General features: G+C 71.4%; 27 protein-coding genes. 14 read left to right on the forward strand and 13 right to left on the reverse strand.

The features are described 5' to 3' along the window. Window positions 1-80 precede the first annotated feature (80 nt). From ACFVVO_RS28545 to ACFVVO_RS28560, 4 genes are all read right to left on the reverse strand, one after another. Entirely contained in the window at window positions 81-419 is a 339-nt protein-coding gene (locus ACFVVO_RS28545) for a DUF3817 domain-containing protein (protein WP_390058636.1), read from the reverse strand. Window positions 420-462: 43 nt separating this feature from the next. Next, the gene (locus ACFVVO_RS28550; protein ID WP_390058637.1) at window positions 463-972 is read right to left on the reverse strand and encodes a MarR family winged helix-turn-helix transcriptional regulator; all 510 of its coding nucleotides are present in this window, start codon (window positions 970-972) and stop codon (window positions 463-465) included. 84 nt (window positions 973-1056) lie between these two features. Next, entirely contained in the window at window positions 1057-1350 is a 294-nt protein-coding gene (locus ACFVVO_RS28555; protein ID WP_030187368.1) for an MTH1187 family thiamine-binding protein, read from the reverse strand. Beyond that, on the reverse strand, window positions 1347-1691 hold the full coding sequence (locus ACFVVO_RS28560; protein ID WP_390058638.1) for a DUF3817 domain-containing protein: 345 nt from the start codon (window positions 1689-1691) through the stop codon (window positions 1347-1349). Before ACFVVO_RS28560 ends, ACFVVO_RS28555 begins: the two co-directional genes overlap by 4 nt. Window positions 1692-1860: 169 nt before the next feature. Between ACFVVO_RS28560 and ACFVVO_RS28565 the strand changes: the two genes are divergently transcribed. The 4 genes from ACFVVO_RS28565 to ACFVVO_RS28580 all read left to right on the forward strand — a co-directional run bounded on the left by ACFVVO_RS28565 (window position 1861) and on the right by ACFVVO_RS28580 (window position 4519). Next, on the forward strand, window positions 1861-2493 hold the full coding sequence (locus tag ACFVVO_RS28565) for an AIM24 family protein (RefSeq protein ID WP_390058734.1): 633 nt from the start codon (window positions 1861-1863) through the stop codon (window positions 2491-2493). 1 nt (window position 2494) lies between these two features. Continuing rightward, window positions 2495-3145 carry an AIM24 family protein gene (locus tag ACFVVO_RS28570; protein ID WP_390058639.1) on the forward strand — a complete coding sequence of 217 codons (651 nt, stop codon included), beginning with the start codon at window positions 2495-2497 and terminating at the stop codon, window positions 3143-3145. Then, a complete protein-coding gene (locus tag ACFVVO_RS28575) occupies window positions 3142-3948 on the forward strand; it encodes an AIM24 family protein (protein ID WP_390058641.1) in 807 nt (268 codons plus the stop codon). The genes ACFVVO_RS28570 and ACFVVO_RS28575 overlap by 4 nt, the downstream gene beginning before the upstream one ends. A gap of 94 nt (window positions 3949-4042) precedes the next feature. After that, a complete protein-coding gene (locus ACFVVO_RS28580) occupies window positions 4043-4519 on the forward strand; it encodes a MarR family winged helix-turn-helix transcriptional regulator (RefSeq protein WP_390058643.1) in 477 nt (158 codons plus the stop codon). A 67-nt stretch (window positions 4520-4586) separates the two neighbouring features. Here the strand turns inward: ACFVVO_RS28580 and meaB are convergent, their stop codons facing one another. After that, window positions 4587-5543 carry a methylmalonyl Co-A mutase-associated GTPase MeaB gene (gene meaB, locus ACFVVO_RS28585; protein ID WP_358936009.1) on the reverse strand — a complete coding sequence of 319 codons (957 nt, stop codon included), beginning with the start codon at window positions 5541-5543 and terminating at the stop codon, window positions 4587-4589. Between the two features lie 38 nt (window positions 5544-5581). Next, window positions 5582-6790, reverse strand: a complete 1209-nt coding sequence (locus ACFVVO_RS28590; RefSeq protein ID WP_390058644.1) for an acetyl-CoA C-acetyltransferase — start codon at window positions 6788-6790, stop codon at window positions 5582-5584. A 149-nt stretch (window positions 6791-6939) separates the two neighbouring features. On the opposite strand from ACFVVO_RS28590, the gene mce reads away from it, so the two are divergent. From mce to ACFVVO_RS28630, 8 genes are all read left to right on the forward strand, one after another. After that, window positions 6940-7380 (forward strand): methylmalonyl-CoA epimerase, encoded by a 441-nt coding sequence (mce, locus tag ACFVVO_RS28595; RefSeq protein WP_385013715.1) that lies wholly within the window; start codon window positions 6940-6942, stop codon window positions 7378-7380. Between the two features lie 206 nt (window positions 7381-7586). After that, window positions 7587-11468, forward strand: coding sequence for a polarized growth protein Scy (gene scy, locus ACFVVO_RS28600; protein WP_390058645.1), 3882 nt, complete (start codon window positions 7587-7589; stop codon window positions 11466-11468). Between the two features lie 184 nt (window positions 11469-11652). Beyond that, window positions 11653-12588, forward strand: a complete 936-nt coding sequence (locus ACFVVO_RS28605) for a cellulose-binding protein (RefSeq protein ID WP_390058647.1) — start codon at window positions 11653-11655, stop codon at window positions 12586-12588. Between the two features lie 142 nt (window positions 12589-12730). Beyond that, the gene (locus ACFVVO_RS28610) at window positions 12731-12994 is read left to right on the forward strand and encodes a DUF3253 domain-containing protein (protein ID WP_390058648.1); all 264 of its coding nucleotides are present in this window, start codon (window positions 12731-12733) and stop codon (window positions 12992-12994) included. 65 nt (window positions 12995-13059) lie between these two features. Next, the gene (locus ACFVVO_RS28615) at window positions 13060-14016 is read left to right on the forward strand and encodes an ABC transporter ATP-binding protein (RefSeq protein ID WP_390058649.1); all 957 of its coding nucleotides are present in this window, start codon (window positions 13060-13062) and stop codon (window positions 14014-14016) included. Window positions 14017-14018: 2 nt separating this feature from the next. After that, window positions 14019-14792: an ABC transporter permease subunit gene (locus tag ACFVVO_RS28620; protein WP_390058650.1), complete on the forward strand. Its 774-nt coding sequence runs from the start codon at window positions 14019-14021 to the stop codon at window positions 14790-14792. 132 nt (window positions 14793-14924) lie between these two features. Further along, complete coding sequence (locus tag ACFVVO_RS28625; protein WP_390058652.1) at window positions 14925-16199, forward strand: ABC transporter ATP-binding protein; 1275 nt, start codon at window positions 14925-14927, stop codon at window positions 16197-16199. After that, window positions 16196-17071 (forward strand): ABC transporter permease, encoded by an 876-nt coding sequence (locus ACFVVO_RS28630; protein WP_390058653.1) that lies wholly within the window; start codon window positions 16196-16198, stop codon window positions 17069-17071. The genes ACFVVO_RS28625 and ACFVVO_RS28630 overlap by 4 nt, the downstream gene beginning before the upstream one ends. A 9-nt stretch (window positions 17072-17080) precedes the next feature. On the opposite strand, the gene ACFVVO_RS28635 is transcribed toward ACFVVO_RS28630, so the two are convergent. Next, window positions 17081-17413: an ATP/GTP-binding protein gene (locus ACFVVO_RS28635; protein ID WP_390058655.1), complete on the reverse strand. Its 333-nt coding sequence runs from the start codon at window positions 17411-17413 to the stop codon at window positions 17081-17083. A 221-nt stretch (window positions 17414-17634) separates the two neighbouring features. Between ACFVVO_RS28635 and ACFVVO_RS28640 the strand changes: the two genes are divergently transcribed. Next, window positions 17635-18663, forward strand: coding sequence for an LLM class flavin-dependent oxidoreductase (locus ACFVVO_RS28640; RefSeq protein WP_390058656.1), 1029 nt, complete (start codon window positions 17635-17637; stop codon window positions 18661-18663). A gap of 115 nt (window positions 18664-18778) precedes the next feature. On the opposite strand, the gene ACFVVO_RS28645 is transcribed toward ACFVVO_RS28640, so the two are convergent. Further along, window positions 18779-19171 carry an SCO5389 family protein gene (locus ACFVVO_RS28645; RefSeq protein ID WP_383020252.1) on the reverse strand — a complete coding sequence of 131 codons (393 nt, stop codon included), beginning with the start codon at window positions 19169-19171 and terminating at the stop codon, window positions 18779-18781. A 298-nt stretch (window positions 19172-19469) separates the two neighbouring features. Between ACFVVO_RS28645 and nucS the strand changes: the two genes are divergently transcribed. Further along, window positions 19470-20141: an endonuclease NucS gene (gene nucS, locus ACFVVO_RS28650; protein ID WP_390058658.1), complete on the forward strand. Its 672-nt coding sequence runs from the start codon at window positions 19470-19472 to the stop codon at window positions 20139-20141. Between the two features lie 73 nt (window positions 20142-20214). Here the strand turns inward: nucS and ACFVVO_RS28655 are convergent, their stop codons facing one another. From ACFVVO_RS28655 to ACFVVO_RS28675, 5 genes are all read right to left on the reverse strand, one after another. After that, window positions 20215-22680 (reverse strand): ATP-binding protein, encoded by a 2466-nt coding sequence (locus ACFVVO_RS28655; RefSeq protein WP_390058660.1) that lies wholly within the window; start codon window positions 22678-22680, stop codon window positions 20215-20217. A 271-nt stretch (window positions 22681-22951) separates the two neighbouring features. Continuing rightward, entirely contained in the window at window positions 22952-23275 is a 324-nt protein-coding gene (locus tag ACFVVO_RS28660) for an STAS domain-containing protein (RefSeq protein WP_390058662.1), read from the reverse strand. 174 nt (window positions 23276-23449) lie between these two features. After that, the gene (locus ACFVVO_RS28665; RefSeq protein WP_390058664.1) at window positions 23450-24298 is read right to left on the reverse strand and encodes a 3-hydroxyacyl-CoA dehydrogenase family protein; all 849 of its coding nucleotides are present in this window, start codon (window positions 24296-24298) and stop codon (window positions 23450-23452) included. Between the two features lie 270 nt (window positions 24299-24568). After that, window positions 24569-25495: a hypothetical protein gene (locus ACFVVO_RS28670; protein ID WP_390058666.1), complete on the reverse strand. Its 927-nt coding sequence runs from the start codon at window positions 25493-25495 to the stop codon at window positions 24569-24571. Between the two features lie 709 nt (window positions 25496-26204). Next, window positions 26205-26693, reverse strand: a complete 489-nt coding sequence (locus tag ACFVVO_RS28675; protein ID WP_390058668.1) for a hypothetical protein — start codon at window positions 26691-26693, stop codon at window positions 26205-26207. Window positions 26694-26850: the final 157 nt, after the last annotated feature.

A 26850-nucleotide genomic window follows, 5' to 3' on the forward strand; every position in this document is an offset into this window, starting at 1 on the left:
ACTGGGTCACGACCACGAGAACACCGCCGTACGGGTGCCGTACGGCGGTGCTGCGAGGCTTGTGGCCAGGTGGAGTCGACCTAGGCTTTGGCGACGGCGGGGGCCGGGTCCACGACCTTGCCCTCCAGCTCGCGGCTGATCCTGCGCTCGACGAAGAAGGCGGCCGTCGGGATCGTGCCCGCGAGCAGCACCCAGAGCTGCTTGCCGACCGGCCACTTCGCCTTGGAGCCCAGGTCGAAGGCGAAGACCAGGTAGACGACGTACAGCCAGCCGTGCGCGATGGCGACGACCCGGGTGACGTCGGCGGCACCGTCCATGCCCAGCCCATACTTCGCGATCATGCTCAGGCACAGGAGGACCAGCAGCACACCGGTGACGTAGGCCAGGACGCGATAGCGGGTCAGCACGCTCTTCTTCATGCCGTCGAGCGTAACCGCCCGTTCCGGGAGATCTTGCCCCGGGTCACCCCTCGTCGAAGTCGTGTGCCGCGATCCGCAGCGGGCGCAGCATGGCGAAGATCTCCGCGCACTCCTCGGCGTCGTAGGCCCCGAGGCCGAAGTCCATCGCCATCAGGTCGCGGGTGGCCGCGTCGACCACCTCGCGGCCCTTGTCGGTGATGACGGCGAGCGTGCCGCGGCCGTCGTTGGGGTTGGGGCGCTTGGCCACCAGACCGGACCTGACCAGCCGGTCCACGGTGTTCGTCACCGACGTGGGGTGCACCATGAGCCGCTCGCCGATCTTGGACATGGGCAGCTCGCCGGCCTTGGAGAAGGTGAGCAGCACCAGCGCCTCGTAGCGCGCGAAGGTCAGTTCGTACGGCTTGACCACCGCGTCGACCTCGGCCAGCAGGATCTGCTGCGCCCGCATGATCGAGGTGATCGCGGCCATCGCTGGCACGTTTCCCCAGCGCTGCTTCCAGAGCTCGTCGGCGCGTGCGATGGGGTCGAAGGGGAGGCTGAGAGGCTTGGGCACGTCACCAGACCCTACCGGCCGGTCATATGCCGGTCAGCCCCGTCTCGGCCTTCGGTCACCCGGGGGCCACGGGCGCGGGACGGGTCAGCCCGCGAGGTGCCGTTCCACGGTCTCGACCTTCGAGGTGAGGCCGTCGGTCACCCCGGGCCGGATGTCCGCCTTGAGGACGAGCGAGACGCGCGGCGCCCGCGCCTCCACCGCGGCGACGGCCCGCCGGACGACGTCCATGACCTCGTCCCACTCTCCCTCGACCGAGGTGAACATGGCGTCGGTGCGGTTGGGCAGCCCCGACTCGCGGACCACGCGGACGGCGTCGGCGACGTACTCCCCCACGTCCTCGCCGACACCCAGGGGCGTCACGGAGAAGGCGACGATCATGCGTTCACGGCCCCTTCCTTGCGGGCGCGGGCGGCGATGACGGCACTCTCGGCCTCGCGGCGCAGCCTGCGCTCCGCGAAGAAGCCGCCGGTGGGCAGGACGGAGAGGACGAAGTAGAGGGCCGCGGTGCCGAAGCTCCACTTGGCACGGTTCCAGGCGTCCGCCCAGAAGAGGAGGTACAGGATGAACAGCACGCCGTGGACCGCGCCCATCACGGGCACCGCGTTGAAGTCCGTGGTCCGCTTCAGCACCGAGCAGACGAGCAGGACCAGGAAGGACACGGCCTCCGGGGCGGAGACCAGGCGGAGGCGGCGGAGGGCGGAGGCGGTCTTGATGTCCACGGATCACCTTCGGTGGAAGTTGCGACGACGGGCCGGCTGCTTTGTGAACACACGCACAAGCTGACCCCCATTCTGGCAAACCACACCCCTGGGGGTGCGCTCAGGGTCGTTCTCCACCCACGGGCCCTGTTCCCTCCACCCGGCTCACCGCTACTTTCCCTGCGTGGCGATGTTCCGACTTCAAGGAAGCAAGGTGCTCGCCGTCGACATGACCGGGGACGCCGTCAAGGCGAAGAACGGCTCGATGGTCGCGTACGACGGGCAGATGACCTTCAAGAAGCTGAGCGGCGGCGGCGAGGGGCTGCGCGGGATGGTGACCCGGCGGCTCACCGGCGAGCAGATGACGGTGATGGAGGTGAGGGGGCAGGGGACCTGCTGGTTCGCGGACCGGGCCGCGGAGATCAACCTGGTCGGTCTGCGGGGGGACAAGCTCCACGTCGAGTCGAGCAACCTGCTCGCGACCGACGCGGGGCTGCGCACGGGCACGACGTTCACCGGGCTGCGCGGCGCCTCGCAGGGCAACGGGCTGTTCACGACGACCGTAGAGGGCCACGGGCAGGCGGCCATCCTGTCGGACGGGCCGGCGGTGGTGCTCCGGGTCAGCCCGCAGTACCCGCTGATCGTCGACCCGGGTGCCTACATCGCCCATCAGGGTGATGTGCGGCAGACCTTCCAGTCCGGTGTGACGTTCCGCACCCTCTTCGGGGAGGGCGGCGGCGAGGCCTTCCAGATCCGCTTCGAGGGCGACGGGCTGGTGTACGTCCAGCCGAGCGAGCGCAACACGATCGCGGGGGACCTGTGAGATGACCTTCCGGGAGATCAACACCAAGATGGTCGAGGCGACCGTGCTGCCCGGGCAGCGGCTGTTCAGCCAGCGCGGGGCGATGCTCGCCTACCGGGGGGAGGTGTCCTTCACCCCCAGCGTCCAGGGCGGCCAGGGCGGGGTGATGTCCATGATCGGGCGGCGGGTGGCCGGCGAGGCGACCCCGCTGATGTCCGTGGAGGGCAGCGGCACGGTCTTCTTCGGGCACGGCGGCCACCACGTCCACGTCATCAACCTCACCGGCGACACCCTCTACGTCGAGGCCGACCGGCTGCTCGCCTTCGAGGGCACGCTCCGGCAGGGCACGATGTTCATGGGTTCCCAGGGCGGGGTGATGGGCCTGGTGCGCGGCCAGGTCACCGGGCAGGGCCTGTTCACCACCACCCTCCAGGGCCAGGGCTCGGTGGCCGTGATGGCGCACGGCGGCGTCTTCGAGATCCCGATCACACCGCAGCGTCCGGTGCACGTGGATCCGCAGGCCTACGTCGCCCACCACGGCGACGTGCGCAACAGGCTGTCCACCGCGCTCGGCTGGCGGGACATGGTGGGCCGCGGCTCCGGGGAGGCGTTCCAGCTGGAGCTGAGCGGCAGCGGCACGGTGTACGTCCAGGCCTCGGAGGAGAAGCTGTGAGCGCGTACGGAACCCCCGGCGGCCCCGTGGTGCACGACCCGGTGACCCTGCCCGCCGACGACAACGTGAACAAGTACACGTTCTGCGTCGAGCTCAAGGGCGGGGAGTGGTTCCTGCAGAAGGGGAAGATGATCGCCTACTACGGGGCGATCGAGTTCAACGGCATCGGACACGGCCGACTCGACCGACTTGTCCGTACGTCGTTCCATTCGCCACTGCACGCGAGCGACTGGGTCGTGGCGGCCGGCTCGGGGAAGATGCTGCTGGCCGACCGGGCCTTCGACGTCAACTCCTACGACCTGGACGACGGGAACTTGACCATTCGCGCGGGCAATCTGCTCGCTTTTCAGCCAAGTCTCGCGCTCAAGCAGTCGATCGTGCCAGGTTTTCTGACACTCATCGGAACCGGAAAGTTCGTGGCCGCATCTAACGGTCCGGTGGTGTTCTTGGAACCCCCGATCCGGGTGGACCCCCAGGCGCTGGTCGGATGGGCCGATTGCCCGTCACCGTGTCATCACTACGACCACGGGTATCTGACGGGTGTCATGGGCGGTCTACGTGCGATGACGGGCCTGGGCGGGGCTTCCGGCGAGGAGCATCAGTTCGAGTTCGTGGGCGCCGGGACGGTCCTGCTCCAGTCGAGTGAGACGCTTATGGCGGAGCGGGCGACGGGGGTTGTTCCGCCCGAACCGGGGGTCCCCGGCGGTGGCGGAGCGGCACCGGGTGGACACGGTCCGCAATCGTCGGCAGCACCGCGCCTTCCCGGACAGCTGGGGGACCTCCAGCGTCGCTTCGGGCTGTGAGCGGTAGTCTGCGGAGTGTGACGGCTCGAACGCGTGCGCACCGTCACACCATCCGAAGTAGTTCGTCATTCAACTTCTTAGGTAGACTTCATTCATGGAGACCGAGACGGCCACGCGCTGGCTGACCGATGCGGAGCAGTGCGCTTGGCGCACCCACCTGGAGGTCAACAGGCTGTTGACGTATCAGCTCGAAAAAGATCTGCAGCCGTTCGGCCTGACGATGAACGACTACGAGATTCTTGTGAATCTGTCCGAGTCGGACGACGTACGGATGCGCATGAGCGACCTTGCGTCCGCCACGTTGCAGTCGAAGAGCCGGCTCTCGCACCAGATCACGCGGATGGAGAACGCGAACCTGGTCCGGCGCGAGAACTGCGAGTCCGACCGGCGGGGGCTGTACGCCGTGCTGACGGAGCACGGCATGGAGACGATGCGGAAGGTCGCGCCCCATCATGTGGCGTCGGTGCGCAGGCACTTCATAGACCTGCTGTCGCATGACGCGCTGACCGAGCTGGACAAGGCGCTCAAGCCCATCGCCGAGCACCTGAGGGGGCACCGGGGGCGTCCCTGACAGCGGCTGTCCCTTCGGGGCGCGGGTGCGACCCGCGCCCCCGGGGCCGCACCCGGGCGCCCGGCGGTCAGCCCTCCGTCAGACCCGCCACCAGTTCGTCCGCCGCGCGGTAGGGGTCGAGGCCGCCCGCCACGATGCGCTCGGCGAGGGCGCTGAGCCGGCGGTCGCCGTGGAGGTCCCCGATCCGCTCGCGCAGGGCCGTGACCGCGATGGTCTCGACCTCGCGGGCCGCGCGGGCCCTGCGGCGCTCGGCCAGGACGCCGTGCTCCTCCATCCAGGCGCGGTGCTTCTCCAGGGCCTCCACCACCTCGTCCACGCCCTCGGCGCGGGCCGCGACCGTCTTGACGATGGGCGGGCGCCAGTCACCGGGGCCGCGGGCCTCGCCCAGGCCCAGCATGTGGTTCAGTTCGCGGGCCGTGGCGTCGGCGCCGTCGCGGTCGGCCTTGTTGACGACGTAGACGTCGCCGATCTCGAGGATGCCGGCCTTCGCCGCCTGGATGCCGTCGCCCATGCCCGGGGCCAGCAGGACCACGGACGTGTCCGCCTGGGAGGCGATCTCCACCTCGGACTGGCCGACGCCGACCGTCTCCACCAGGATCACGTCGCAGCCCGCCGCGTCCAGGACCCGGATCGCCTGGGGCGCCGCCCAGGCCAGACCGCCCAGGTGACCCCGGGTGGCCATCGAGCGGATGTAGACACCGGGGTCGGAGGCGTGGTCCGACATGCGGACGCGGTCACCCAGCAGGGCGCCCCCGGAGAAGGGCGACGACGGGTCGACGGCCAGGACGCCGACCCGCCTGCCCTGCTTGCGGTACGCCGTGACGAGGGCGGAGGTGGAGGTCGACTTGCCGACGCCGGGCGAGCCGGTCAGGCCCACCACGTAGGCGTTGCCGGTCAGCGGGGCGAGTGCCGCCATGACCTCCCTGAGTTGCGGGGACGCCCCCTCCACCAAGGAGATCAGCCGGGCCACGGCCCGCGGCCGGCCTTCCCTGGCCTGGGCCACCAGAGAGGAGACGTCCTGCATCAAACAGCTCCGTTCACTTCACCGACACGACTGGGAACTCAGGCCTTCGGGACCCGCACGATCAGGGCGTCACCCTGACCGCCGCCACCGCACAGCGCCGCCGCGCCGACCCCGCCGCCCCGGCGCTTGAGCTCCAGCGCCAAGTGCAGCACGAGCCGGGCGCCGGACATGCCGATCGGGTGACCCAGCGCGATCGCGCCGCCGTTGACGTTCACCTTTTCCGTGGAAACGCCGAGGTCCTTCATTGACTGGACCGCGACCGCCGCGAAGGCCTCGTTGATCTCGACGAGGTCGAGGTCGGAGACCTCCAGACCGTCCTTCTTCAGGGCGTGCTGGATGGCGTTGGACGGCTGGGACTGCAGGGAGTTGTCCGGACCGGCCACATTGCCGTGCGCGCCGATCTCGGCGAGCCACTCCAGGCCCAGCTCCTGCGCCTTGGCCTTGCTCATCACGACCACGGCCGCCGCGCCGTCCGAGATCTGCGAGGCGGACCCGGCGGTGATCGTGCCGTCCTTGGCGAAGGCCGGCCGCAGCTTGCCCAGCGACTCCGCGGTGGTGTCGCCGCGGATGCCCTCGTCCTTGCTGAAGAGGACCGGGTCGCCCTTGCGCTGCGGGATCTCGACCGGGGTGATCTCGGCCTCGAAGATGCCGTTCTTCTGCGCGGCGGCGGCCCGCTGGTGGGACAGGGCGGCGATCTCGTCCTGCTCGGGGCGCTTGATGCCGAGACGCGTGTTGTGCTTCTCCGTCGACGCGCCCATGGCGATGTTCTCGAAGGAGTCGGTCAGGCCGTCGTGGGCCATGGCGTCGAGTACCTCGACGGCACCGTACTTGTAGCCCTCACGGGACTTCGGCAGCAGGTGCGGGGCGTTGGTCATGGACTCCTGGCCGCCGGCCACCACGATGTCGAACTCGCCGGCGCGGATCAGCTGGTCGGCCAGCGCGATCGCGTCCAGGCCCGACAGGCACACCTTGTTGATGGTGAGCGCCGGGACGTTCATCGGGATGCCGGCCTTGACCGCGGCCTGGCGGGCCGGGATCTGCCCCGCACCGGCCTGCAGCACCTGGCCCATGATCACGTACTGCACCTGGTCGCCGCCGATCCCCGCACGGTCGAGGGCGGCCTTGATCGCGAAGCCGCCGAGGTCGGCTCCCGAGAAGGACTTGAGCGAGCCCAGCAGCCGCCCCATGGGCGTGCGCGCGCCCGCGACGATCACCGAGCTGGTCGTACCGGGTGTTCCAGAAGACATGAGCTGCGATCCCCTTACCGGCCTGCACAGCCGAGGAGTGAACGAGGGTTTACTTCGAATGTACTGAGCGGCACTCCGTGCCGTCATCGGCCCGTCGGTGTGATCGCGCGCACGTTGCGTAACCACGACGGTGGCGCTGCACTGAATCCATGCTGACGCGAATCGACCACATCGGGATCGCCTGCCACGACCTCGACGCCACTGTCGAGTTCTACCGGGCCACGTACGGCTTCGAGGTGTTCCACACCGAGGTCAACGAGGAACAGGGCGTGCGCGAGGCCATGCTCAAGATCAACGAGACGTCCGACGGCGGCGCCTCCTACCTCCAGCTGCTCGAACCGACCCGCGAGGACTCCGCGGTCGGCAAGTGGCTGGCGAAGAACGGCGAGGGCGTCCACCACATCGCCTTCGGCACGGCGGACGTCGACGCGGACGCCGAGTCGATCAGGGGCAAGGGCGTACGCGTTCTGTACGACGAGCCACGACGCGGCTCCATGGGGTCGCGGATCACCTTCCTGCATCCGAAGGATTGCCACGGTGTCCTGACAGAACTGGTCACTTCGGCCCCGGTTGAGTCACCTGAGCACTGACCCTCGTACATATGGGCCGGTAGGGTTGGGGGCGGTCGTCCTCAAAACCGGGGCGACCGCATGCCGGGGTCCGGGTTTCGGGGGACGAGCGTCGGGGCAGCAGCCCGTGCTCCGCCGTTGATCTGACACCATTCCCCGGGGGCCCCGTTCGGCGGATGGACGGTGCTCGTTGGAGAAGCTCACCAGGGGACGGATGGGACCGCGCAGTGCGGGGCTACGAGAGCCAGGAGCGAGAGCCGGCGGCTGACGTCGACCACCTCTCTCGGTTCGAGGCCGAGATGAAACGGCTGAGGACCGAGCGGGAAAAGGCGATTCAGCACGCCGAGGACCTCGGCTACCAGGTCGAGGTGCTGCGCGCCAAGCTGCACGAGGCGCGCCGCACCCTGATGACCCGGCCCGCCTATGACGGCGGTGACATCGGCTACCAGGCCGAACAGTTGCTCCGTAATGCCCAGGTGCAGGCCGACCAGCTGCGCCAGGACGCCGAGCGGGAGCTGAGCCAGGCCCGCGCGCAGACCCAGCGCATCCTGCAGGAGCACGCCGAGCAGGCCGCCCGGCTCCAGACCGAGCTGCACCAGGAGGCGGTCACCCGCCGCCAGCAGCTCGACCAGGAGCTGGCCGAGCGGCGCCAGACCGTCGAGTCGCACGTCAACGAGAACGTGGCGTGGGCGGAGCAGCTGCGCGCCCGCACCGAGTCGCAGGCCCGCCGGCTGCTGGACGAGTCCCGCGCCGAGGCCGAGCAGGCCATGGCCGCCGCCCGCGCGGAGGCCGAGCGGCTGACCCGGGAGGCCCGCGAGCGGCTGCAGAGCGACGCGGAGGCCGCGCGCTCCGAGGCCGAGCAGATCCTGCGCCGTGCCCGCACCGACGCCGAGCGGCTGCTGAACGCCGCCTCCACGCAGGCGCAGGAGGCCACCGACCACGCCGAGCAGCTGCGCACCTCCACCGTCAGCGAGTCGGACGCCGCCCGCCGGCAGTCCACCGAGCTGAGCCGGGCCGCCGAGCAGCGCATGGCGGAGGCCGAGGAGGCGCTGCGCAAGGCGCAGTCCGAGGCGGAGAAGCTGGTCACCGAGGCCAAGGAGGCCGCCGCCAAGGCGCTGGCCGGCGCCGAGGCCGCCAACGAGACCCGTACCCGTACCGCCAAGGAGCAGGTCGCCCGGCTGGTCGAGGAGGCCACCAAGGAGGCCGAGAACACCAGGTCCGAGGCCGAGCAGCTGGTCGCGGACGCGCGCGCCGAGGCCGAGAAGATCGTCGCCGAGGCCGGCGAGAAGGCCCGCAGCGTCACCGCCGAGGAGACGGCGACCCAGCTGTCGAAGGCGGCCCGGACAGCCGAGGACGTCCTCGACAAGGCGTCGGAGGACGCCAGGAAGACCATCAAGGCCGCGGCCGAGGAGGCCGAGCGGATCCGCCGGGAGGCCGAGGCCGAGACGGACCGGCTGCGCTCCGAGGCGCACGACATCGCCGAGCAGCTCAAGGGCGCGGCGAAGGACGACACCAAGGAGTACCGCGCCAAGACGGTCGAGCTGCAGGAGGAGGCCCGCCGGCTGCGCGGCGAGGCCGAGCAGCTGCGCGCCGACGCGGTCGCGGAGGGCGAGTCCATCCGCGCCGAGGCCCGCCGGGAGGCCGTGGCGCAGATCGAGGAGGCGGCCCGGTCCGCGGAGGAGCTGCTCGCCAAGGCCAGGGCGGACGCCGACGAGCTGCGCCAGAAGGCGACCTCGGACAGCGAGAAGGTGCGCACCGAGGCCATCGAGCGGGCCACCACGCTGCGCCGGCAGGCCGAGGAGACCCTGGAGCGCACCCGCAAGGAGGCCGAGCGGCACCGCGCGGAGGTCGCCGAGCAGTCCGACGCGCTGAAGGCGGACGCCGAGCGGGCCGCGCGCGAACTGCGCGAGGAGACCGAGCGGGCGGTCGAGGCGCGGCGCGCCGAGGCCGCCGAGGAGCTGACCCGGCTGCAGACGGAGGCCCAGCAGCGGCTGGCGTCGGCCGAACAGGCTCTCGGCGAGGCCCGGGAGGAGGCGGCCCGGATCCGCCGGGAGGCCGCCGAGGAGAGCGAGCGGCTGCGTGCCGAGGCCGCCGAGCGGATCCGTACGCTCCAGCAGCAGGCCGAGAACGAGGCCGAACGGCTGCGCACCGAGGCCGCGTCGGACGCGGCCGCCTCGCGCGCCGAGGGCGAGGCGGTCGCCGTACGGCTGCGCTCGGATGCCGCGGCCGAGGCCGAGCGGCTGAAGGCGGAGGCCCAGGACACCGCCGACCGGGTCCGCGCGGAGGCGCAGGCCACCGCCGAGCGGCTCGGCACCGAGGCGTCCGAGACCCTGGCCGCCGCCCAGGAGGAGGCGGCCCGGCGCCGCCGGGAGGCCGAGGAACTGCTCGGTGCCGCGCGGTCCGAGGCCGACCAGGAGCGCGAGCGGGCCCGCGAGCAGAGCGAGGAACTGCTGGCCTCGGCCCGCAAACGGGTGGAGGACGCGCAGACCGAGGCGACCCGGCTGGTCGAGGAGGCCGACCGGCGCGCCACCGAGATGGTGTCCGCCGCCGAGCAGCACGCCCAGCAGGTGCGGGACTCCGTCGCCGGGCTGCACGAGCAGGCGCAGCAGGAGATCACCGGGCTGCGCTCGGCCGCCGAGCACGCGGCCGACCGTACGAAGCGGGAGGCCGGGGAGGAGGCGGACCGGGTCCGCGCCGACGCCTACGCCGAGCGGGAGCGGGCGAGCGAGGACGCCTCGCGGCTGCGGCGCGAGGCGAACGAGGAGGCGGAGGCCGCCAAGGCGCTCGCCGAGCGCACGGTCGCGGAGGCGATCGCGGAGTCCGACCGGCTGCGCGCGGACTCCTCCGCGCACGCCCAGCGGGTGCGCACCGAGGCGTCGGACGCGCTCGCCGAGGCCGACCAGGCCGCCGCCCGCACCCGGGCGGACGCCCGGGAGGACGCCAACCGCATCCGCTCGGACGCGGCCGCCCAGGTGGACACGCTCATCACCGAGGCCACCGCCGAGGCGGAGCGGCTGCAGACCGAGACGGCCGCCGAGGCCGAGCGGGTGCGCGCCGAGGCGGTCACGGAGGCGGACCGGGTCCGGGCCGAGGCCGTCGCGCAGGCCGAGCAGCTCGTCGGGGACGCCACCGGCGAGGCCGAACGGCTGCGCGCCGAGGCCGCCGAGACGGTCGGTTCGGCGCAGGCGCACGCGGAGCGGCTGCGTGCCGAGGCCGAGCGGCTGCGGGCGGACGCGGAGGCCGAGGCCGAACGGCTGACCGGGTCCGCGCGCGCGGAGGCGGAGCGCACCCTGGACGAGGCCCGCAAGGACGCCAACACGCGGCGTTCGGAGGCGGCCGAGCAGGTCGACACGCTCATCACGGAGACCACGGCCGAGGCCGACAAGCTGCTCACCGAGGCCCAGCAGCAGGCGCTGAGGACCACCGCGGACGCGGAGTCGCAGGCCGACACGATGGTGGGCGCGGCCCGCAGCGAGGCCGACCGGATCGTGTCCGAGGCGACCGTCGAGGGCAACTCCCGGGTGGAGAAGGCCCGTACGGACGCGGACGAGCTGCTGGTCGGTGCCCGCCGGGACGCGACCGCGATCCGCGAGCGCGCGGAGGAACTGCGCGAACGCCTCACCACCGAGATCGAGGAGCTGCACGAGCGGGCCCGCCGGGAGGCCGCCGAGACGATGAAGTCGACCGGCGACCGCTGCGACGCGCTGATCAAGGCGGCCGAGGAGCAGCTGGCCGAGGCGCAGGCCAAGGCCAAGGAGCTCGTGTCGGACGCCAACTCCGAGGCCGGCAAGGTCCGCATCGCCGCCGTCAAGAAGGCGGAGGGGCTGCTCAAGGAGGCCGAGCAGAAGAAGGCCACGCTGGTCAGGGAGGCCGAGGAGCTCAAGGCCGAGGCGGTCCGCGAGGCCCGGCGCACGGTCGAGGAGGGCAAGCGGGAGCTGGAGCTGCTGGTGCGCCGCCGCGAGGACATCAACACCGAGATCTCCCGGGTCCAGGACGTCCTGGAGGCGCTGGAGTCCTTCGAGGCCCCGGCGGCCGGCAAGGACGGCGGGGTCAAGGCGGGCGCGACGGTCGGTTCCCCCCGTTCGGGTGTCAAGTCGTCGGACGGCTAGCGAACACGGGAAGGCTTGAGGTGTCTTCTGGGTGCTTTGCCCAGTCTTTGGCAAGCCGTCACGTGATCAGCCACCCGAAAGAGGTGTCATTCTCCAGATCAAACACGTATCCGCTCGATGACACACCGCTTCGGCGCCTAGGATTCCACCTATCACCTCACCGGTCTCATTCGACAGGAACCCCATGAGCGACACTTCCCCCTACGGCTTCGAGCTTGTGCGGCGTGGGTACGACCGCGCTCAGGTGGACGAACGCATCGCCAAGCTCGTCTCCGACCGTGACAGCGCCCTGTCCCGCATCACCGCGCTGGAGAAGCGCATCGAGGAGCTGCACCTCGAGACGCAGAACGCGCAGGCCCAGGTCACCGATGCCGAGCCGTCGTACGCGGGTCTCGGGGCGCGGGTCGAGAAGATTCTGCGCCTGGCCGAGGAAGAGGCCAAGGATCTGCGCGATGAGGCCCGGCGCGCGGCCGAGCAGCACCGCGAGCTGGCCGAGTCGGCGGCCCAGCAGGTCCGCAACGACGCCGAGTCCTTCGCCTCCGAGCGCAAGGCCAAGGCCGAGGACGAGGGCGTCCGGATCGTCGAGAAGGCCAAGGGCGAGGCCTCTCAGCTGCGGACCGACGCGCAGAAGGACGCGCAGTCCAAGCGCGAGGAGGCGGACGCCCTCTTCGAGGAGACCCGCGCCAAGGCCGCGCAGGCCGCCGCCGACTTCGAGACGAACCTCGCCAAGCGCCGCGAGCAGTCCGAGCGCGACCTGGCCTCGCGTCAGCAGAAGGCCGAGAAGCGCCTCGCGGAGATCGAGCACCGCGCCGAGCAGCTGCGCCTGGAGGCGGAGAAGCTGCGCACCGACGCCGAGCGACGCGCCCGTCAGACGGTGGAGACGGCCCAGCGCCAGGCCGAGGACATCGTGGCCGACGCCAACGCCAAGGCCGACCGGATCCGTTCGGAATCCGAGCGCGAGCTCGCGGCCCTCACCAACCGCCGCGACTCCATCAACGCCCAGCTGACGAACGTCCGCGAGATGCTCGCCACGCTGACCGGTGCCGCGGTGGCCGCCGCCGGTTCGCCGGCCGAGGACGAGTCGATCTCCCGGGGTGTCCCGGCGCAGCAGACCCGCTAGTCGAGCGACCCGGTGAGGGGCGGTGGGCCTTGTCCCGCCGCCCCTTCCGTGTGCGCGTAGCCTGACGGAAGAGCAGGGGGCCGGGGCGGACCGGAACCGGGTGCCGGCCTTCCGGCCCGGGAAGAGGGAAGAGGTCCGCCGTATGTCCGACACCGACCGGTCCCTGGAGGACGCCGTCCTCGATCTCCTGGACCGCAGAGCGCCGGGTGCCTCGGTCTGTCCGTCGGACGTGGCCCGTGCGGTCCACCGGTGCGACGACGACGGCTGGCGGGAGCTGATGGAACCCGTCCGCCGGGCCGCGGCCCGGCTCGCGGCCCGGGGACAGGTGGAGATCACCCAGCACGGAGCTCCCGTCGATCCCGGGGAGGCCCGCGGGCCCATCCGGATCCGGCGGCCGTCCCGCTGACCGCGCGTCCGGCCGTAGCGACCGCCCGAGTGGCAGGGCCCCGGCCCCCGTCCTAGCGTGGCCGCATGATCGAGCTCGAGGGGCTGACCAAGCGGTACGGCGAGAAGGTGGCGGTGGACCACCTCACCTTCGCCGTGCGCCCGGGCATCGTGACGGGTTTTCTGGGGCCCAACGGCGCCGGGAAGTCCACGACCATGCGGATGATCCTCGGACTCGACCGGCCCACCGCCGGTGACGTGCGCATCGACGGCCGGCACTACGAACAGCTCAAGGACCCGCTCACCTCGATCGGGGCGCTGCTCGACGCCAAGGCGGTGCACGGCGGCCGCAGCGCCTACAACCACCTGCTCTGTCTGGCGCAGAGCAACGGCATCCCCGCGCGCCGGGTGGCCGAGGTGCTCGACGCCGTCGGACTCACCGCCGTGGCGCGGAAGAAGGCCAAGGGGTTCTCGTACGGCATGGGCCAGCGGCTCGGCATCGCGGGCGCGCTGCTCGGCGATCCGCGGATCCTGATGTTCGACGAGCCGGTCAACGGGCTCGATCCGGAGGGCATCCACTGGATCCGGAACCTGATGAAGTCCATGGCCACCCAGGGGCGGACGGTGTTCGTCTCCAGCCATCTGATGAGCGAGATGGCGCTGACAGCCGAGCATCTGGTGGTCATCGGGCAGGGGCGGCTGCTCGCCGACACCTCCATGGCCGACTTCATCCGGCAGCACTCCCGGGCCTACGTGCGCATCCGCACGCCACAGCGCGAGCGGTTCCTCGACGTGCTGCACGAGGGCGGGATCACCGTCGTTGAGACGGGCGGCGGCGCGCTGGAGGTGGAGGGCGGGAAGGCCGAGCGGATCGGGGAGCTGGCCGCCCGGAACGGGATCGTGCTGCACGAGCTGAGCCCGCAGCAGGCCTCGCTGGAGGAGGCCTTCATGCGGCTGACGGCCGAGTCGGTGGAGTATCACGCGCACGCCGAACCCACCGCCCGGGTCCCCCAGGACTGGGGCGCCGGCTGGAAGGGAGCCTGAGCATGGCCGCCGCAGAGGTGATCCGGTCCGAGTGGACCAAGATCCGGTCCGTCTCGTCCACGGTGTGGACACTCTCCCTGGCCGTGCTGGTCACGCTCGCCCTGGGGATGCTCATCTCCGCGCTGACGCGCAGCCAGTTCGACAACATGCCGGTGCGCGAGCGGCTCTCCTTCGACGCCACCGTGGTCAGCTTCGCGGGCATGACCCTCGGCCAGCTCGCCATGATCGTGTTCGGGGTGCTCGTCGTCTCCAACGAGTACAGCACCGGCATGATCCGGGTGTCGCTGGCCGCCGTGCCGCAGCGGGGCACCTTCCTGTTCGGCAAGATCGCCGTGGCCACCGCGCTCGCGCTGGTGGTCGGCATGGCCACCAGCTTCGCCGCGTTCTTCCTCGGGCAGGCGATGCTCGGTTCCCTGCGCACCCACCTCGGCGACCCCGGTGTGCTGCGCGCGGTGATCGGCGGCGGTCTCTACATGACGCTGATCGCGATGTTCTCCATGGGCGTCGCCACGATGCTGCGCTCGCCGCTGCTCTCGCTCGGCATCCTGATGCCGTTCTTCTTCCTGGTCTCCAACATCCTCGGCAACGTCGACGCCACCAAGAAGGTCGGCCGCTTCCTGCCCGACCAGGCCGGCAGCCGGATCATGCAGGTGGTGCCGAGGATCGGCGACGACACTCCCTACGGCCCCTGGGGCGGGCTCGGGATCATGGCGCTGTGGGTGGTCGCGGCGCTGGCGGGCGGGTACGTCCTGCTGAAGCGGCGCGACGCCCAGTGAGCCGTTTCGGTCATGTTCGGTGATGCTCCGGCTTTACTTTTCCTTGGTCGGAACCGTCAGCGCCCGGATATCCTCCTAACCCTTACGGGGGCGTGTGCCCCGCTGTCCTGAACCTTTCGATGGGTGCGGAGCATGATCGAGGCTGTCGGCCTGACCAAGCGCTACGGCGACAAGACCGCCGTGTACAACCTTTCCTTCCAGGTGCGACCGGGAGCGGTGACCGGCTTCCTCGGGCCCAACGGCTCGGGCAAGTCGACCACCATGCGGATGATCCTCGGGCTGGACAATCCGACGTCCGGCGCGGTGACCATCGGCGGCTACCCCTACCGCAGGCTGCCCAACGCCCCCCGCCAGGTCGGCGCCCTGCTCGACGCCAAGGCGGTGCACGGCGGCCGGTCCGCCCGCAGCCATCTGCTCAGCCTCGCCCAGCTCTCCGGCATCCCGGCCCGCCGGGTGGACGAGGTGCTCGGGGTCGTCGGCCTGCAGGAAGTGGCGAAGAAGCGGTCCAAGGGCTTCTCACTGGGCATGGGCCAGCGGCTCGGCATCGCCGCCGCGCTGCTCGGCGACCCCCAGGTGCTGCTCTTCGACGAGCCGGTCAACGGCCTCGACCCCGAGGGCATCCTCTGGGTGCGCAACCTGATGAAGGCGCTGGCCGCCGAGGGCCGTACCGTCTTCGTCTCCTCGCACCTGATGAGCGAGATGGCGCTGACCGCCGACCACCTCATCGTCATCGGACGCGGCCAGCTCCTCGCGGACATGAGCGTGACGGAGTTCATCTCCGCCAACTCCGCCGACTTCGCGCGGGTCCGCACCCCCGACACCGAGCCGCAGCTTCGCGAGAAGCTGTCCTCCGCGCTCACCGAGGCGGGCGGCCATGTGCTGCCGGAGCAGGACGGCGCGCTGCGCGTGACCGGGCTGCCGCTGCCCCGTATCAGCGACCTCGCGCACGAGGCGGACGTACGGCTGTGGGAGCTGTCGCCGCACCAGGCCTCGCTGGAGGAGGCGTACATGCGGATGACGCAGGGCGCCGTCGACTACCGCTCCACCATCGACCAGAAGGCGGGGCTGCAGCAGCCGCTGCCGCCCGGCGCCCAGCCGCCCATGCCGGTTCCCGGGCAGGGCCAGCCCGGCTGGTACGCCCCGCCGCCGCCCCAGCAGGGCGGCCACCCGTTCGCGATGCCGGCGCCCTCGGGGCCGTACGGCGGTGCGCCCGCGGGCGCGTACGGGGCACCCGGCGCGGGCGCCCCCAACCCGTACGCCGCCCCCGCCGCGCAGGCGCCGCAGGCCTCGCCGGTCCCGCAGGCGCAGCCTCCGGTGGCCGCTCCCCCGGCCCCGGCCGCCGCACCGTCCCAGTCCGCACCCGCGGCCCCGGCCGCCGACCCGACCCAGCCCGAGGACGCCCGATGAGCACCCACCAGCCCCCGATGCCGCAGGCCCCTGCCGCCGCGCCCGAATGGCAGGCGGCGCCCGGCGGGAACCACCCCGGCTACAGCTCGCCGATCCCCGTCGTGCGCACCCACCTCGGGCACGCGCTGGCCTCCGAGTGGACCAAGATCAAGTCGGTGCGCTCGACGATGTGGACGCTCGGCGTGTTCGTCCTGCTCGTGGTCGGCATCGGCCTGCTGGCCGGTGTGGCGGTCCGGGGCTCCGGCGACCTGAGCGGCCAGAGCCCGCTGACCCTCGGCTTCTTCGGCCTGCTGATCGGCATGATGTGCGTCATCACGCTCGGCGTGCTGACCACGGCGTCCGAGTACGGCACGGGCATGATCCGTACGACGATGACCGCGTGCCCGAGCCGGGGCCGGGTGCTGGCCGCCAAGTCGATCGTGTTCTTCGTGCTCGCCTTCGTGGTGACGCTGGCGGTGGTGTCCTTCGTGGCGATGCTCCAGGCGTCCATGCTGGACGGCCAGGGCGCGAAGAGCCCGTCCACCGGGGAATGGCTGAAGGCCACGCTCGGCATCAGCCTCTACATCGCGCTGCTCGGGCTGCTGTCGCTGCTCGTCGGCTCGATGATCCGGCACTCGGCGGGCGCCATCACCATCATGATCGGCACGGTGCTCGCCCCGCTGGTGATCGCGCTGTTCATGAACGCGTCGTCGCTGGAGAAGGTGCAGACGGCGCTGCTGGAGTACTCGATCCCGAGCCAGATGGGCGTGTTCTACGACAACACCCTGAGCCACTCCGGCCCGTCCGGCTGGGACCCGCTGTGGATCATGCTGGGCGTGACCGCCGCGGCCTACGCGGGCGCCTACGCGCTGCTGCACAGCCGGGACGTCTGAGTCCGGGGGTCAGAACCTCGGCGCGTTACGGGACCGCTGCACCCTCGTGGTGCGGCGGTCCTTCGCGTTCCAGCACGCCTTGTGCCAGTGGCGGCGGTCGTCCACGCCCGCGTGCTCGGGCCAGGCCACCACGTGCGGGACGGCGGAGGGGATGAGCTGGTCACAGCCCGGGCAGCGGTAGGTCTTGCCGTCGGCGCTCGCCCCCGCGACATGGCGCACGCTCCACTCCTCGCCCCGCCAGCTCTCCGAGGACTGCCAGCCGCCGTACCGGCCGGTCTGGTCGTCCTCGACGCTCCGGCCGGACAATCCGGCTGCCTTCGGTCGGTTGCGACGCGGGGACACGGGACACCTCTCGGAGCTATACAGGAAGCACGGGCCGCATCCAGCGTACGCGGCGCCGGTAGGGGTACGCGTAGCGCTCCGAACCGCACAAGTGCCCCTGCCAGGGGGCGCATTCTGCAGACAATCCGCAAATCTCCCCGCCAGGCCGTGTCCTCGGCACGTGTCGGACGGTTATGCCCGGTGGGGGAGCTCCGGTCGGAGCCAAGGAAGCAGGAAGAGCGATGCGCGTAGGAAGCTTTGTGCTGGCGGCCCAGTTCCCGGGTCAGGGCCCCGGGGAGGCACTGCACCGTGCGGTCCGCTCGGCGGAGGTCGCCGAGCAGGCCGGACTCGACACAGTGTGGCTGGCCGAGCACCACTTCGTGCCGTACGGCACATGTCCGTCCGCGGTCACCCTGGCCGCCATGCTGCTCGGCCGCACCGAGCGCATCCAGGTCGGCACCGCGGTCAGCGTGCTGCCCACCGCGCACCCGGTCGCCCTCGGCGAACAGGCCGCCCTGCTGCACCTGACGAGCGGCGGACGGTTCACGCTGGGCGTGGGGCGCGGCGGGCCGTGGGTGGACCTGGAGGTGTTCGGCGCGAGCCTGGAGGCGTACGAGCGAGGGTTCCCGGAATCACTCGATCTGCTGGTGCGCTGGCTGCGCGAACCGTCCGTCGCGGCTTCGGGTGAACGCTTCTTTTTCCGGGAGGTGCCCGTCGTGCCCCGCCCCTCGGAGGCGCTGACGGAGACCCCCGGCCCGGAGGTCGTCGTCGCCTGCACCTCACCGGCCACGGTGCGGCTGGCGGCCGAGCGCGGACTGCCGATGCTGCTCGGGATGCACGTCGGTGACGAGGAAAAGGCCGAGATGGTCGCCCTGTGGCGGCGGTCCGCGCGGGCCGCGGGCCGGCCGGCCGAGGAGATCGCGGGCGCGGCCCACGTGTCGGCGGGCGTGTGCCAGCTCGCGGACCGGCGCACCGACGCGGTGGAGACCCTGCTGAAGGCGATGCCGGGCTGGCTGAAACAGGGCCTCGAGGCCCATGTGACGGTGGACGGCCGGGCGCGCGCGATGCGCGACCCGCTCGCCTACACCGAACTGCTCTGCGGCCTGCACCCGGTGGGCACCCCGCGGCTGGCCGCCGACCGGCTCGCGGCCACCTCGGAGCGCACCGGGATCTCCCGATTCGCCCTGCTCGTCGAAGGTTCGGGCGACCTCGCGGCGACGGAGGAGAACGTGCGGCGGCTGGGCACCGAGGTGCTGCCCCAGCTTCGCTGACGGGCCGCCGGATCGCCGGTGCCCCGGGGTGCTTGCCGCCCCAGTACGTATGCACCTCCCCCGGATGGAGCGGCAAGCGAGCGGCTCACTGTGTCAGCAGCCGGGTGTCCGTGCGTCAGCAGTCCCGGAGCTCCGGCGACTGGTTCAGCAACTGGTTGCGCACAGAGGTGAAGCGGGCCAGCGTCTCGTCCACCGAGTCGTCCAGCGGGAACACCGCCACTCGATGGCAGTTCTGGAAGGCCAGCCGTACACCGAAGTGCCGCTGCAGCGCACCGCGTATGGCGTCACTCGCGAGCGCACGCAGCAGCTGACCGCGTGCCTGCTCGTCCGGCGGGGGCGTCTGGTTGTCGGCGAAGGGTCCGCCGTCCACCTTCAGCTGGGCCACCAGGGAGCTGATCATCTCCCACGCATAGGGCAGGGAGGTCCGGACGCAGTCGACGAATGCTGCTTCGTCGACCTCGCCTCGCTCGGCCTGTTCGAGTAGGGCCGGTGAGACGTCGAGCGACATGGGTTCTCCTCTCGCACCCCCGCCGAGCAGGGGTTGCCGGACAGACAGGGGAGTTCGCGATACCGAACACGCTGGGTACACGGACCGCGACCTCCCGTTCTCTACGGTAGGCAACGGTCGGTGACCACACCAGCAGATTGCGTATATGGAACGGTCCCTTTGGGCACACAATCGGCCAGAGTTGAACAGGAGTTTCCAGGGATAAAAGGGGTGACTCCCCGGGGCCACGGTGTCGGTGGGGTCGGCGGAAGGAGGGCGAATCGCGTGCACCACCGGGTGTCGAGTAGCGTTGCCGACCATGCGTCTCGTCATTGCCCGATGCTCGGTCGACTACGCCGGCCGGCTCACCGCCCACCTGCCCTCGGCGCCCCGCCTGATCCTGGTCAAGGCGGACGGCAGCGTCTCCATCCACGCGGACGACCGGGCGTACAAGCCCCTCAACTGGATGTCGCCGCCCTGCACGCTCAAGGAGGGCGCGGGTGACGACGACGGCGTGTGGACGGTGATCAACAAAGCGGACGAGAAACTGATCATCACGATGGAGGAGATCCTCCACGACTCCTCGCACGAGCTCGGTGTGGACCCCGGCCTGATCAAGGACGGCGTGGAGGCGCACCTGCAGGAACTGCTCGCGGACCGCATCGAGACGCTCGGCGAGGGCTACACCCTCATCCGCCGTGAGTACATGACCGCGATCGGCCCGGTGGACATCCTCTGCCGGGACGCGGACGGCGGGACGGTCGCCGTCGAGATCAAGCGGCGCGGCGAGATCGACGGCGTCGAACAGCTCACCCGCTACCTCGAACTGCTGAACCGCGACCCGCATCTGGCCCCGGTCCGCGGTGTCTTCGCCGCCCAGGAGATCAAGCCGCAGGCCCGGGTCCTCGCCACGGACCGCGGCATCAACTGCCAGATCCTGGACTACAACGCCATGCGCGGCATCGAGGACGACAAGCTGCGGCTGTTCTGAGCCGCGGCGGCGCCGACACGGCCGAGGGCCGGTTCCCAGGGGGAACCGGCCCTCGCGCGTCGGGCGGGAAGGGTCACGCCACGGAGCCCGGGCCGCCGGCCACCGGTGCGCTCGCCGCGCCGCTCGACGCCGCCGGGGCACCGGACGCCGGGCCGCTCGCCGAAGTGGACGTCCCCGGGGACGAGGACGGGCTGGCGGACGGGGACGGGGACCCCGGCGAACTGGAACTGGGCGGAGGGCTGCTCGACGGGGTGGACCTGGTCGGCGTGGGCGTCGGCGAGCCCGGCCTGGGCGTGCTCCTGGTCGGCGTCGGCGTCGTACCCCCGCCGCCCGGACCCTTCGTGGCGCTCGGACGGGACGACGGGCCGGAGCTCTCCGCCGGCGGGGCCGGGTCGTCCGAGGTGCCGTAGGTGCCGTCGGGACCGGGGTTGGTCGGGCTGCTGGAGACCGTGCCGGGGCCGGCGTCGCCGTCGTCGTCCTTCTTCGGGTCGGCGCCCAGGCTGCCGTCGTCGATGTCCTGGCTCACCGACGGGTTGACGTCGACCGTGCCGGCCGGGTTCCGGTCGGCGTTCTGCTCGGAGGTCATGCCCAGCGTGACGACCGTGCCGAGCACGGCGACGAGCAGCGCCCCGGAACCGGCCGCCACCAGGTTGCGACGGGCCAGCCGGCGGATGCCGCCCCCGGTCGCGGCGGCCGGGGACTTACGGGTGATCAGGGGTTCGCCGGCCGGGCCGAACGGCGCCGTACCGACGGCCGGCACTCCACCGGGCGGTGAAGCGGACTCCTCGTGGCGAGCGTCGGGCACCTCCTCGCCGGCCATCGCCGCCGGCCCGGGCGCCTCACCGGCGAGGTCGGCGACCAGCGCCAGCGCACGCCGCCCGGCGACGGCGCCCCGCTTGTCGGCCAGCGCCCCGCGCAGTCCGCCCGAGGCCTCCAGCTCGGCACGGGCCCGGTCGAGCTGCCCCCCGCAGAGCGCGAGGACCCCCAACTCGTGGTGGAAGTAGACCTGTTCGGCGACATCACCGGAGAGCCGGGAGGCCTCGGTGCCGGAGCGCAGCGAGCGTTCCCAGGCGCTCCAGTGCAGCCCGGCGGCGAAGGCGGGCGCGGCGGTGCGGGCGAGCCGTACCGCGACGCTCTCCTCGCCCTCGGCGGCGGGCTCCGTGGCCGGCACCACCACGGCGAGCGCGGCGAGGACCGCGTCGGCCTCGGCGCACACCCGCTCGGGGGTGACCGAGGGGTGACCGGCCCACCAGGCGTAGTGCTCGGCGGCCGTGCGGGCTTCGGCCAGGGCGTCGGCGTCGTATCCGGCGGCCTCGAGCTGGGCCTGCACACCGGCCGCGAGCCGGTAGCGGGAGCCGACCGCGGAGACCAGTCCGCAGCTCGCGAGTTCACCCAGCGCGGCGTCGGCGTGGGTGTCGCCGACCAGGGCGGGCAGATGCGCCTGGTGCGGCACCTCACCGCCGAGCGCCACCGCGAGGCGGAGGGTGGCACGGGCGGAGGCGCTCAGCCGGGAGGCGAGCAGCGGGGCGGGCGCGGCGGCCTCGCCGAGGGACGGCAGGGCCACCTGTTCGCCCTCGGCGGCGTCGAACTCCTCCTCGACCGGGGGCCGTAGGTCCTCGAAGACGCCGTACTCGTCCACCGCCCCGGTGCTGGCGCGAAGCTGGTCGCGCTGCCGGAGCAGGGCTCCGGCCTGCACGAAGCGCAGCGGCAGGCCCTCGGACTCGAACCAGAGGTCGCCGGCCCAGTTGGCCTCCTCCTCGGTGAGGACACGGCCGACGGCCCGCTCCAGGATCTCCACGCCGGCCGCGCGGTCCAGGCCGCCGAGGAAGACCTCCTCGACCTCGGAGCCGGCGGTGGGCCGCACGTCCGGGGTGGCGGCGAACAGGAAGGCGCACTCGGGGGTGGCGTCGAGCAGTTCGTCCAGGGCGGTGCCGCCGAACTCCAGGTCGTCCACGACGACGACCGCGCCGATCTCCCGGACGAGGGTGACCAGTTCGTCCTGCTCGGGGCGGTGCGCCGGGGCCTCGTGGACGGCGTGGAACAGGTCGTGGAGGAGGTCGGCGGCGGTGCGGTGGAAGCCGGTGAGTCGGACCACGCCGTCGGGCGCGAGGTCCACGCAGTCCTCGGCGACGAGGTCGAGCAGGGCCGTGCGGCCGGAGCCGCCGGGGCCGGTGAGCCGCACCGAGCGGCCACGGGCGAGCAGCCGGACCAGGCGTTCGCGTTCGTCCTGACGCTCCAGCAGGGAGGGCGTGGGCAGCGCCGGGCCGGGCGGCACGGGCGGCCGGGCGGCACGTTCGGTCTCGGCGCGTTCGGCGGGCGTGCGCTTGTGGGGCCGTTCGGGCCTCAGGTGCGGCGGGCAGGGTTCTATCTCGCTGCCGTCCACCGGGTTGACGGTGAGCAGGAAGTCGCCGGAGACGATCTGCGCCGTGCGGGCGATCGCCGGCGTGCTCTGGCCGAAGTCGGAGGTGAGGGATTCCCGGGGCGGGCGGCGGCTGAGAGCCTGACCGTGCTCCTCGGGTCCCGGAGTGTTCGGGTCCATGGGTTCAAGCCCCCCAAAAGCGTCGTGTGCCCTCAAGTACCGGCCCCTCCCGGCCTGCTGCACACCGCGCTGTCGCTTCTGGTCCGGGCCCGCTCGAGGGTTGCTTCAGGCAGCGGGCGACCGAACCCTAAACCTTCGCACAGTATCCACGACAGGGCGGGGTGCCGCGCGGCCCGAGACGTCACGGTCCGGTGAGGATTGCCCTTGAGGTGCGGTAAGGGGGCTGCGCCCGGGTCTCCCCCGTCGCCTCGTTCACCCCCGATCGGGTGCGTTACACCCGGGGCAGGGACTCGACCCCGATGCCGCCCTCGATGGCGAGGATGCGGTGCAGCCGGGTGGCGACCAGCAGCCGCTGCATCTGCGGCGGGACACCGCGCAGCACCAAGCGGCGACCGCAGCGGCCGGCCCGCCGGTGGGCACCCATGATCACCCCGAGTCCGGTGGCGTCCCAGGAGTCCAGTTCGGACAGGTCGAGCACCAGGTCGCCGACTCCACCGTCGACGGCCGAGTGCAGGGCCGTACGGGCGTCCGCCGCGCTGCGGACGTCGAGGCGGCCCCCGACGACCAGCTCGGCGTGGTCGCCCCTGATGTACATATGCGCTCCCCGTTGAGTGCGGTCTGGCGTACTCCGTGACGGTGCTTGTGCTGTGCAACGTCTGACTGCCTGAGTGGCAGCGCGGTTGCTGCTTGTAAGCGAACCGATACCGAATTCACCCCCGGGAGTGATGCTCCCGGGACGCGAGTCCGGATCTGTACGGATCTGTACGGGTCAGTACTTGTAGAAGCCCTGCCCGCTCTTGCGGCCGATGTCACCGGCGTCCACCATCCGGCGCATCAGCTCCGGCGGGGCGAACTTCTCGTCCTGCGACTCGGTGTAGATGTTGCCGGTGGCGTGCAGCAGGATGTCCACGCCGGTCAGGTCCGCGGTGGCCAGCGGGCCCATGGCGTGGCCGAAGCCCAGCTTGCAGGCGAGGTCGATGTCCTCGGCCGTGGCGACGCCGGACTCGTACAGCTTCGTCGCCTCGACCACCAGGGCCGAGATGAGGCGAGTGGTGACGAAGCCGGCCACGTCCCGGTTGACGACGATGCAGGTCTTGCCGACCGACTCGGCGAACTCCCGTGCGGTGGCGAGGGTTTCGTCGCTGGTCTTGTAACCGCGGACCAGCTCGACGAGCTGCATCATCGGCACCGGGGAGAAGAAGTGCACGCCCACCACCCGCTCGGGGTGCTCGGTGGCCGCCGCGATCTTGGTGATCGGGATGGCGGAGGTGTTGGAGGCGAGCACGGCCTCCGGCCGCACGATCTTGTCGAGCGCGCGGAAGATCTCGTGCTTCACCTCGAGCTTCTCGAAGACGGCCTCGACGACGATGTCGGCGTCGGCGGCGGCGTCCAGATCGGTGGTCGCGGTGATGCGTCCGAGCGCGGTGTCGGCGTCGTGCGCCTCCAGCCTGCCCTTGCTCACGAACTTGTCGTACGAGGCCTTGATGCCGTCGGTGCCACGCTTGAGGGCCTCGTCGGTGACGTCCCGCAGGACGACGTCCCAGCCCGCCTGCGCGGCGACCTGAGCGATACCGGACCCCATGAGGCCGGCCCCGATGACGGCGAGCTTCCGTGCCACTGTGCGACTCCCCTGATACGCGCTGTCGTCAGGCCCTGACGTTGCCTTCCCCTGGTCCGCTCGCGGGTTTGATCCCGGCGTCCTGGGACATCTGCTTCACCGGACGCCGCCGGGCAGGCGAAAGGTCACGCCGGGGCCTATCTCTCGGCCGGACACTAGCGCCCGTGAGGGGCACAGCGGCGGAGTTAGTAACGCGTTTCACGTCTCACGGGGTGAGATGCCGGTCACGTCCCCGCGCGGGCACAGTTGACGCGGTGTCGGCCGCCGCGGTCACCTGGCGTCGGGCGGCAGGGCCACGCGTCCGGTGAACAGGCCGCGGTTGTCGGCCCGCACCTCCTGGCTCACCGTGATGTCCCGGCCCTGGAACGGGACGAGGAAGGTGAACGCGTAACGGTGCGACGTGAGCCGGTACCCGTGCGCCGCGTCCAGGTCCCACGTCTCGGTGAAGCTCTTGAGGGTGATCCGGCCGTCGCTCGCCGTCACTCCGGCCCCCCGCAGCTGAGTCAGGGTGGGCTCCACCTCCCGCACCGCGCGCTTCAGCGCGGGACGGCCGCGGGCAGCGGACAACTGCCAGCCGGACGCGTCTACCTGGAGCCGCACGTCACCGTCGCCGGCCCCGGTGCGGCTCACCTTCGCGCTCTTGGCGTACGCCTCGAACGCGTCCAGCTCCGCCAGGGGATCCTCGACGTCATTGGCGATGCCGGGATCGGACAGCGACCCCTTCTTCCAGGCGCCCGCGCCGTCCTTGACGTAACCCGTGCCGCCGACGACGTACACCACCTCGGGCTTGCGCTCCCCCTTGCTGGTGGTGACCGTGCCGGTCTGCTGGAGCGCCTCGGGGGCGTTGGTGCGGTGCACCGTCGCGGTGTACGTGGCGCCGGACGGCGCCTGTCCCCGCATGACGGCGGACTCACTGCCGCGCAGGACGAACGTCCACCCCTGCTCGTCCTTCATGGCCCGCCGGGCACGGGCCACGAACTGCGCGGCGGTTTTCGGCTCCGGCGCGGCACTCGCCCCGGAACGCGGCGTACCGGTCGGCCCGGATCCGGCCTGCGCGGTCTTCGAGGCGCGCTGCTTCCCCGCCGGCTTCGGCTCGCCACCGAGCGGGGAACATCCGGTCACCGCCACGGCGGCCACGACCAGGGCGGCGCCGAGGACACGGTGTCCACTGCGGCGGGGACGTATTCCGGACAGCACGAATGAACCCTTCGGCAGGGGCGGGAGGTCTTTTGGCGGCCCGTTTATACAGCAGCCGCCGACGCGATCGCCAACGTCCGGGCGAACCGGGGCAAGTCGTCCCCCGGGTTGGACGACGCCCAGCCGATCAGGCCTCCCGGCCGCGGTACGCGACGACATGGGCCGATCACCGCACAGCGGCTCCAGGCTAATTTGATCCAGGGGCAGGTTCGAACTGGTCCTGGGGTAGATCGGCCCCCGGCTGCCACTCGTTCTCCTCCGTCGGCGTGACGAACAGGCCCTTGCCGTAGTCGGGCTTGGCCCCGGGCTTTGACAGATAACCCCCGGGCGCGGTCGCCGTGGGCTTGGATGCGTACGCGAAGACGGATGCCGCGATGCCCCAAGGAGTCAGCCGACTCAGCAGGCTGCCCCCCACTCGCCGCAGTACTCGCCGCGGCGTCAGCGGTGCCCGACAGAGCGCCTTCCCGACTCGCGAGGGCCGCAAGCGGCCCTCCGCCAACCAGGGGAAGGTGAAGCGGCTTCCTGCCGGCGATCGGAAGGCCGGCAGGAAGAAGAAGGGTAAGGGGGAGGCGGCACAGGGCGGGAAAAGCCAGTGGGAGCAACTGAGCAAGGGCGAGCTGTACGAACAGGCAACCAAGCTCGACATCCCTGGCCGGTCCAAGAGCCGTTGGCGGGACACACCCAGACAGCCGTACGTTCGACAGAGCCGCTATCGGCCGACGTCGGGATCGGCAGAGGTGCGTATGTAGTGACATGGATAGATATAGGGGTCCCCGCCGCCCGCCTGGACACTCCCATCCATTCGCAGCTTGCCATGATCCAAAGTGAACGTGAGAGTCCTGCTGTCATTCCGATTCTCGAAATTGAGAACCAAATAGGGAGGCAGGCCGGAGTCTTTTGTGACCGCATGCCATTTCCCGCCCGCCGAAATGCGCGTCACCTTTGCGTCCGGCACGGGGCCGTCCCACTCGATCGGATAATCCTTGGCGGAAAATGTGTAGTCATCATGCAGCCGAACTACCGGAAGCGGGGATCCGCATTTCCGATCCCCACCCCATCGACCGACCAATTCGGAATGATGTACGGTCTCCGGATAGATGTAGGCGGGTTTACCTGGGCCCCCGCAAGCGGTCGAGGCGAGCGCCGTCAAGGTGACAGCTGCAAGGCCTGCACCGATGCGAAATACGTCGAGCTTCACGCCATCTGCTTCCAGTCGTTCCGGGCGGCGGGGGGGGGGGGGGGGGGGGGGGCGGGGGGGGCCCCCCCCCCGGGGGGGGGGGGCCCCCCCCCCCCCCCCCCGCGCCCCCCGCCGCCCCCGGGGGCGCGACAAAAAAGCAACGAAAACACACAATAAG

The sequence above is a fragment of the Streptomyces sp. NPDC058145 genome, assembly GCF_042884245.1.
GTDB lineage: Bacteria > Actinomycetota > Actinomycetes > Streptomycetales > Streptomycetaceae > Streptomyces.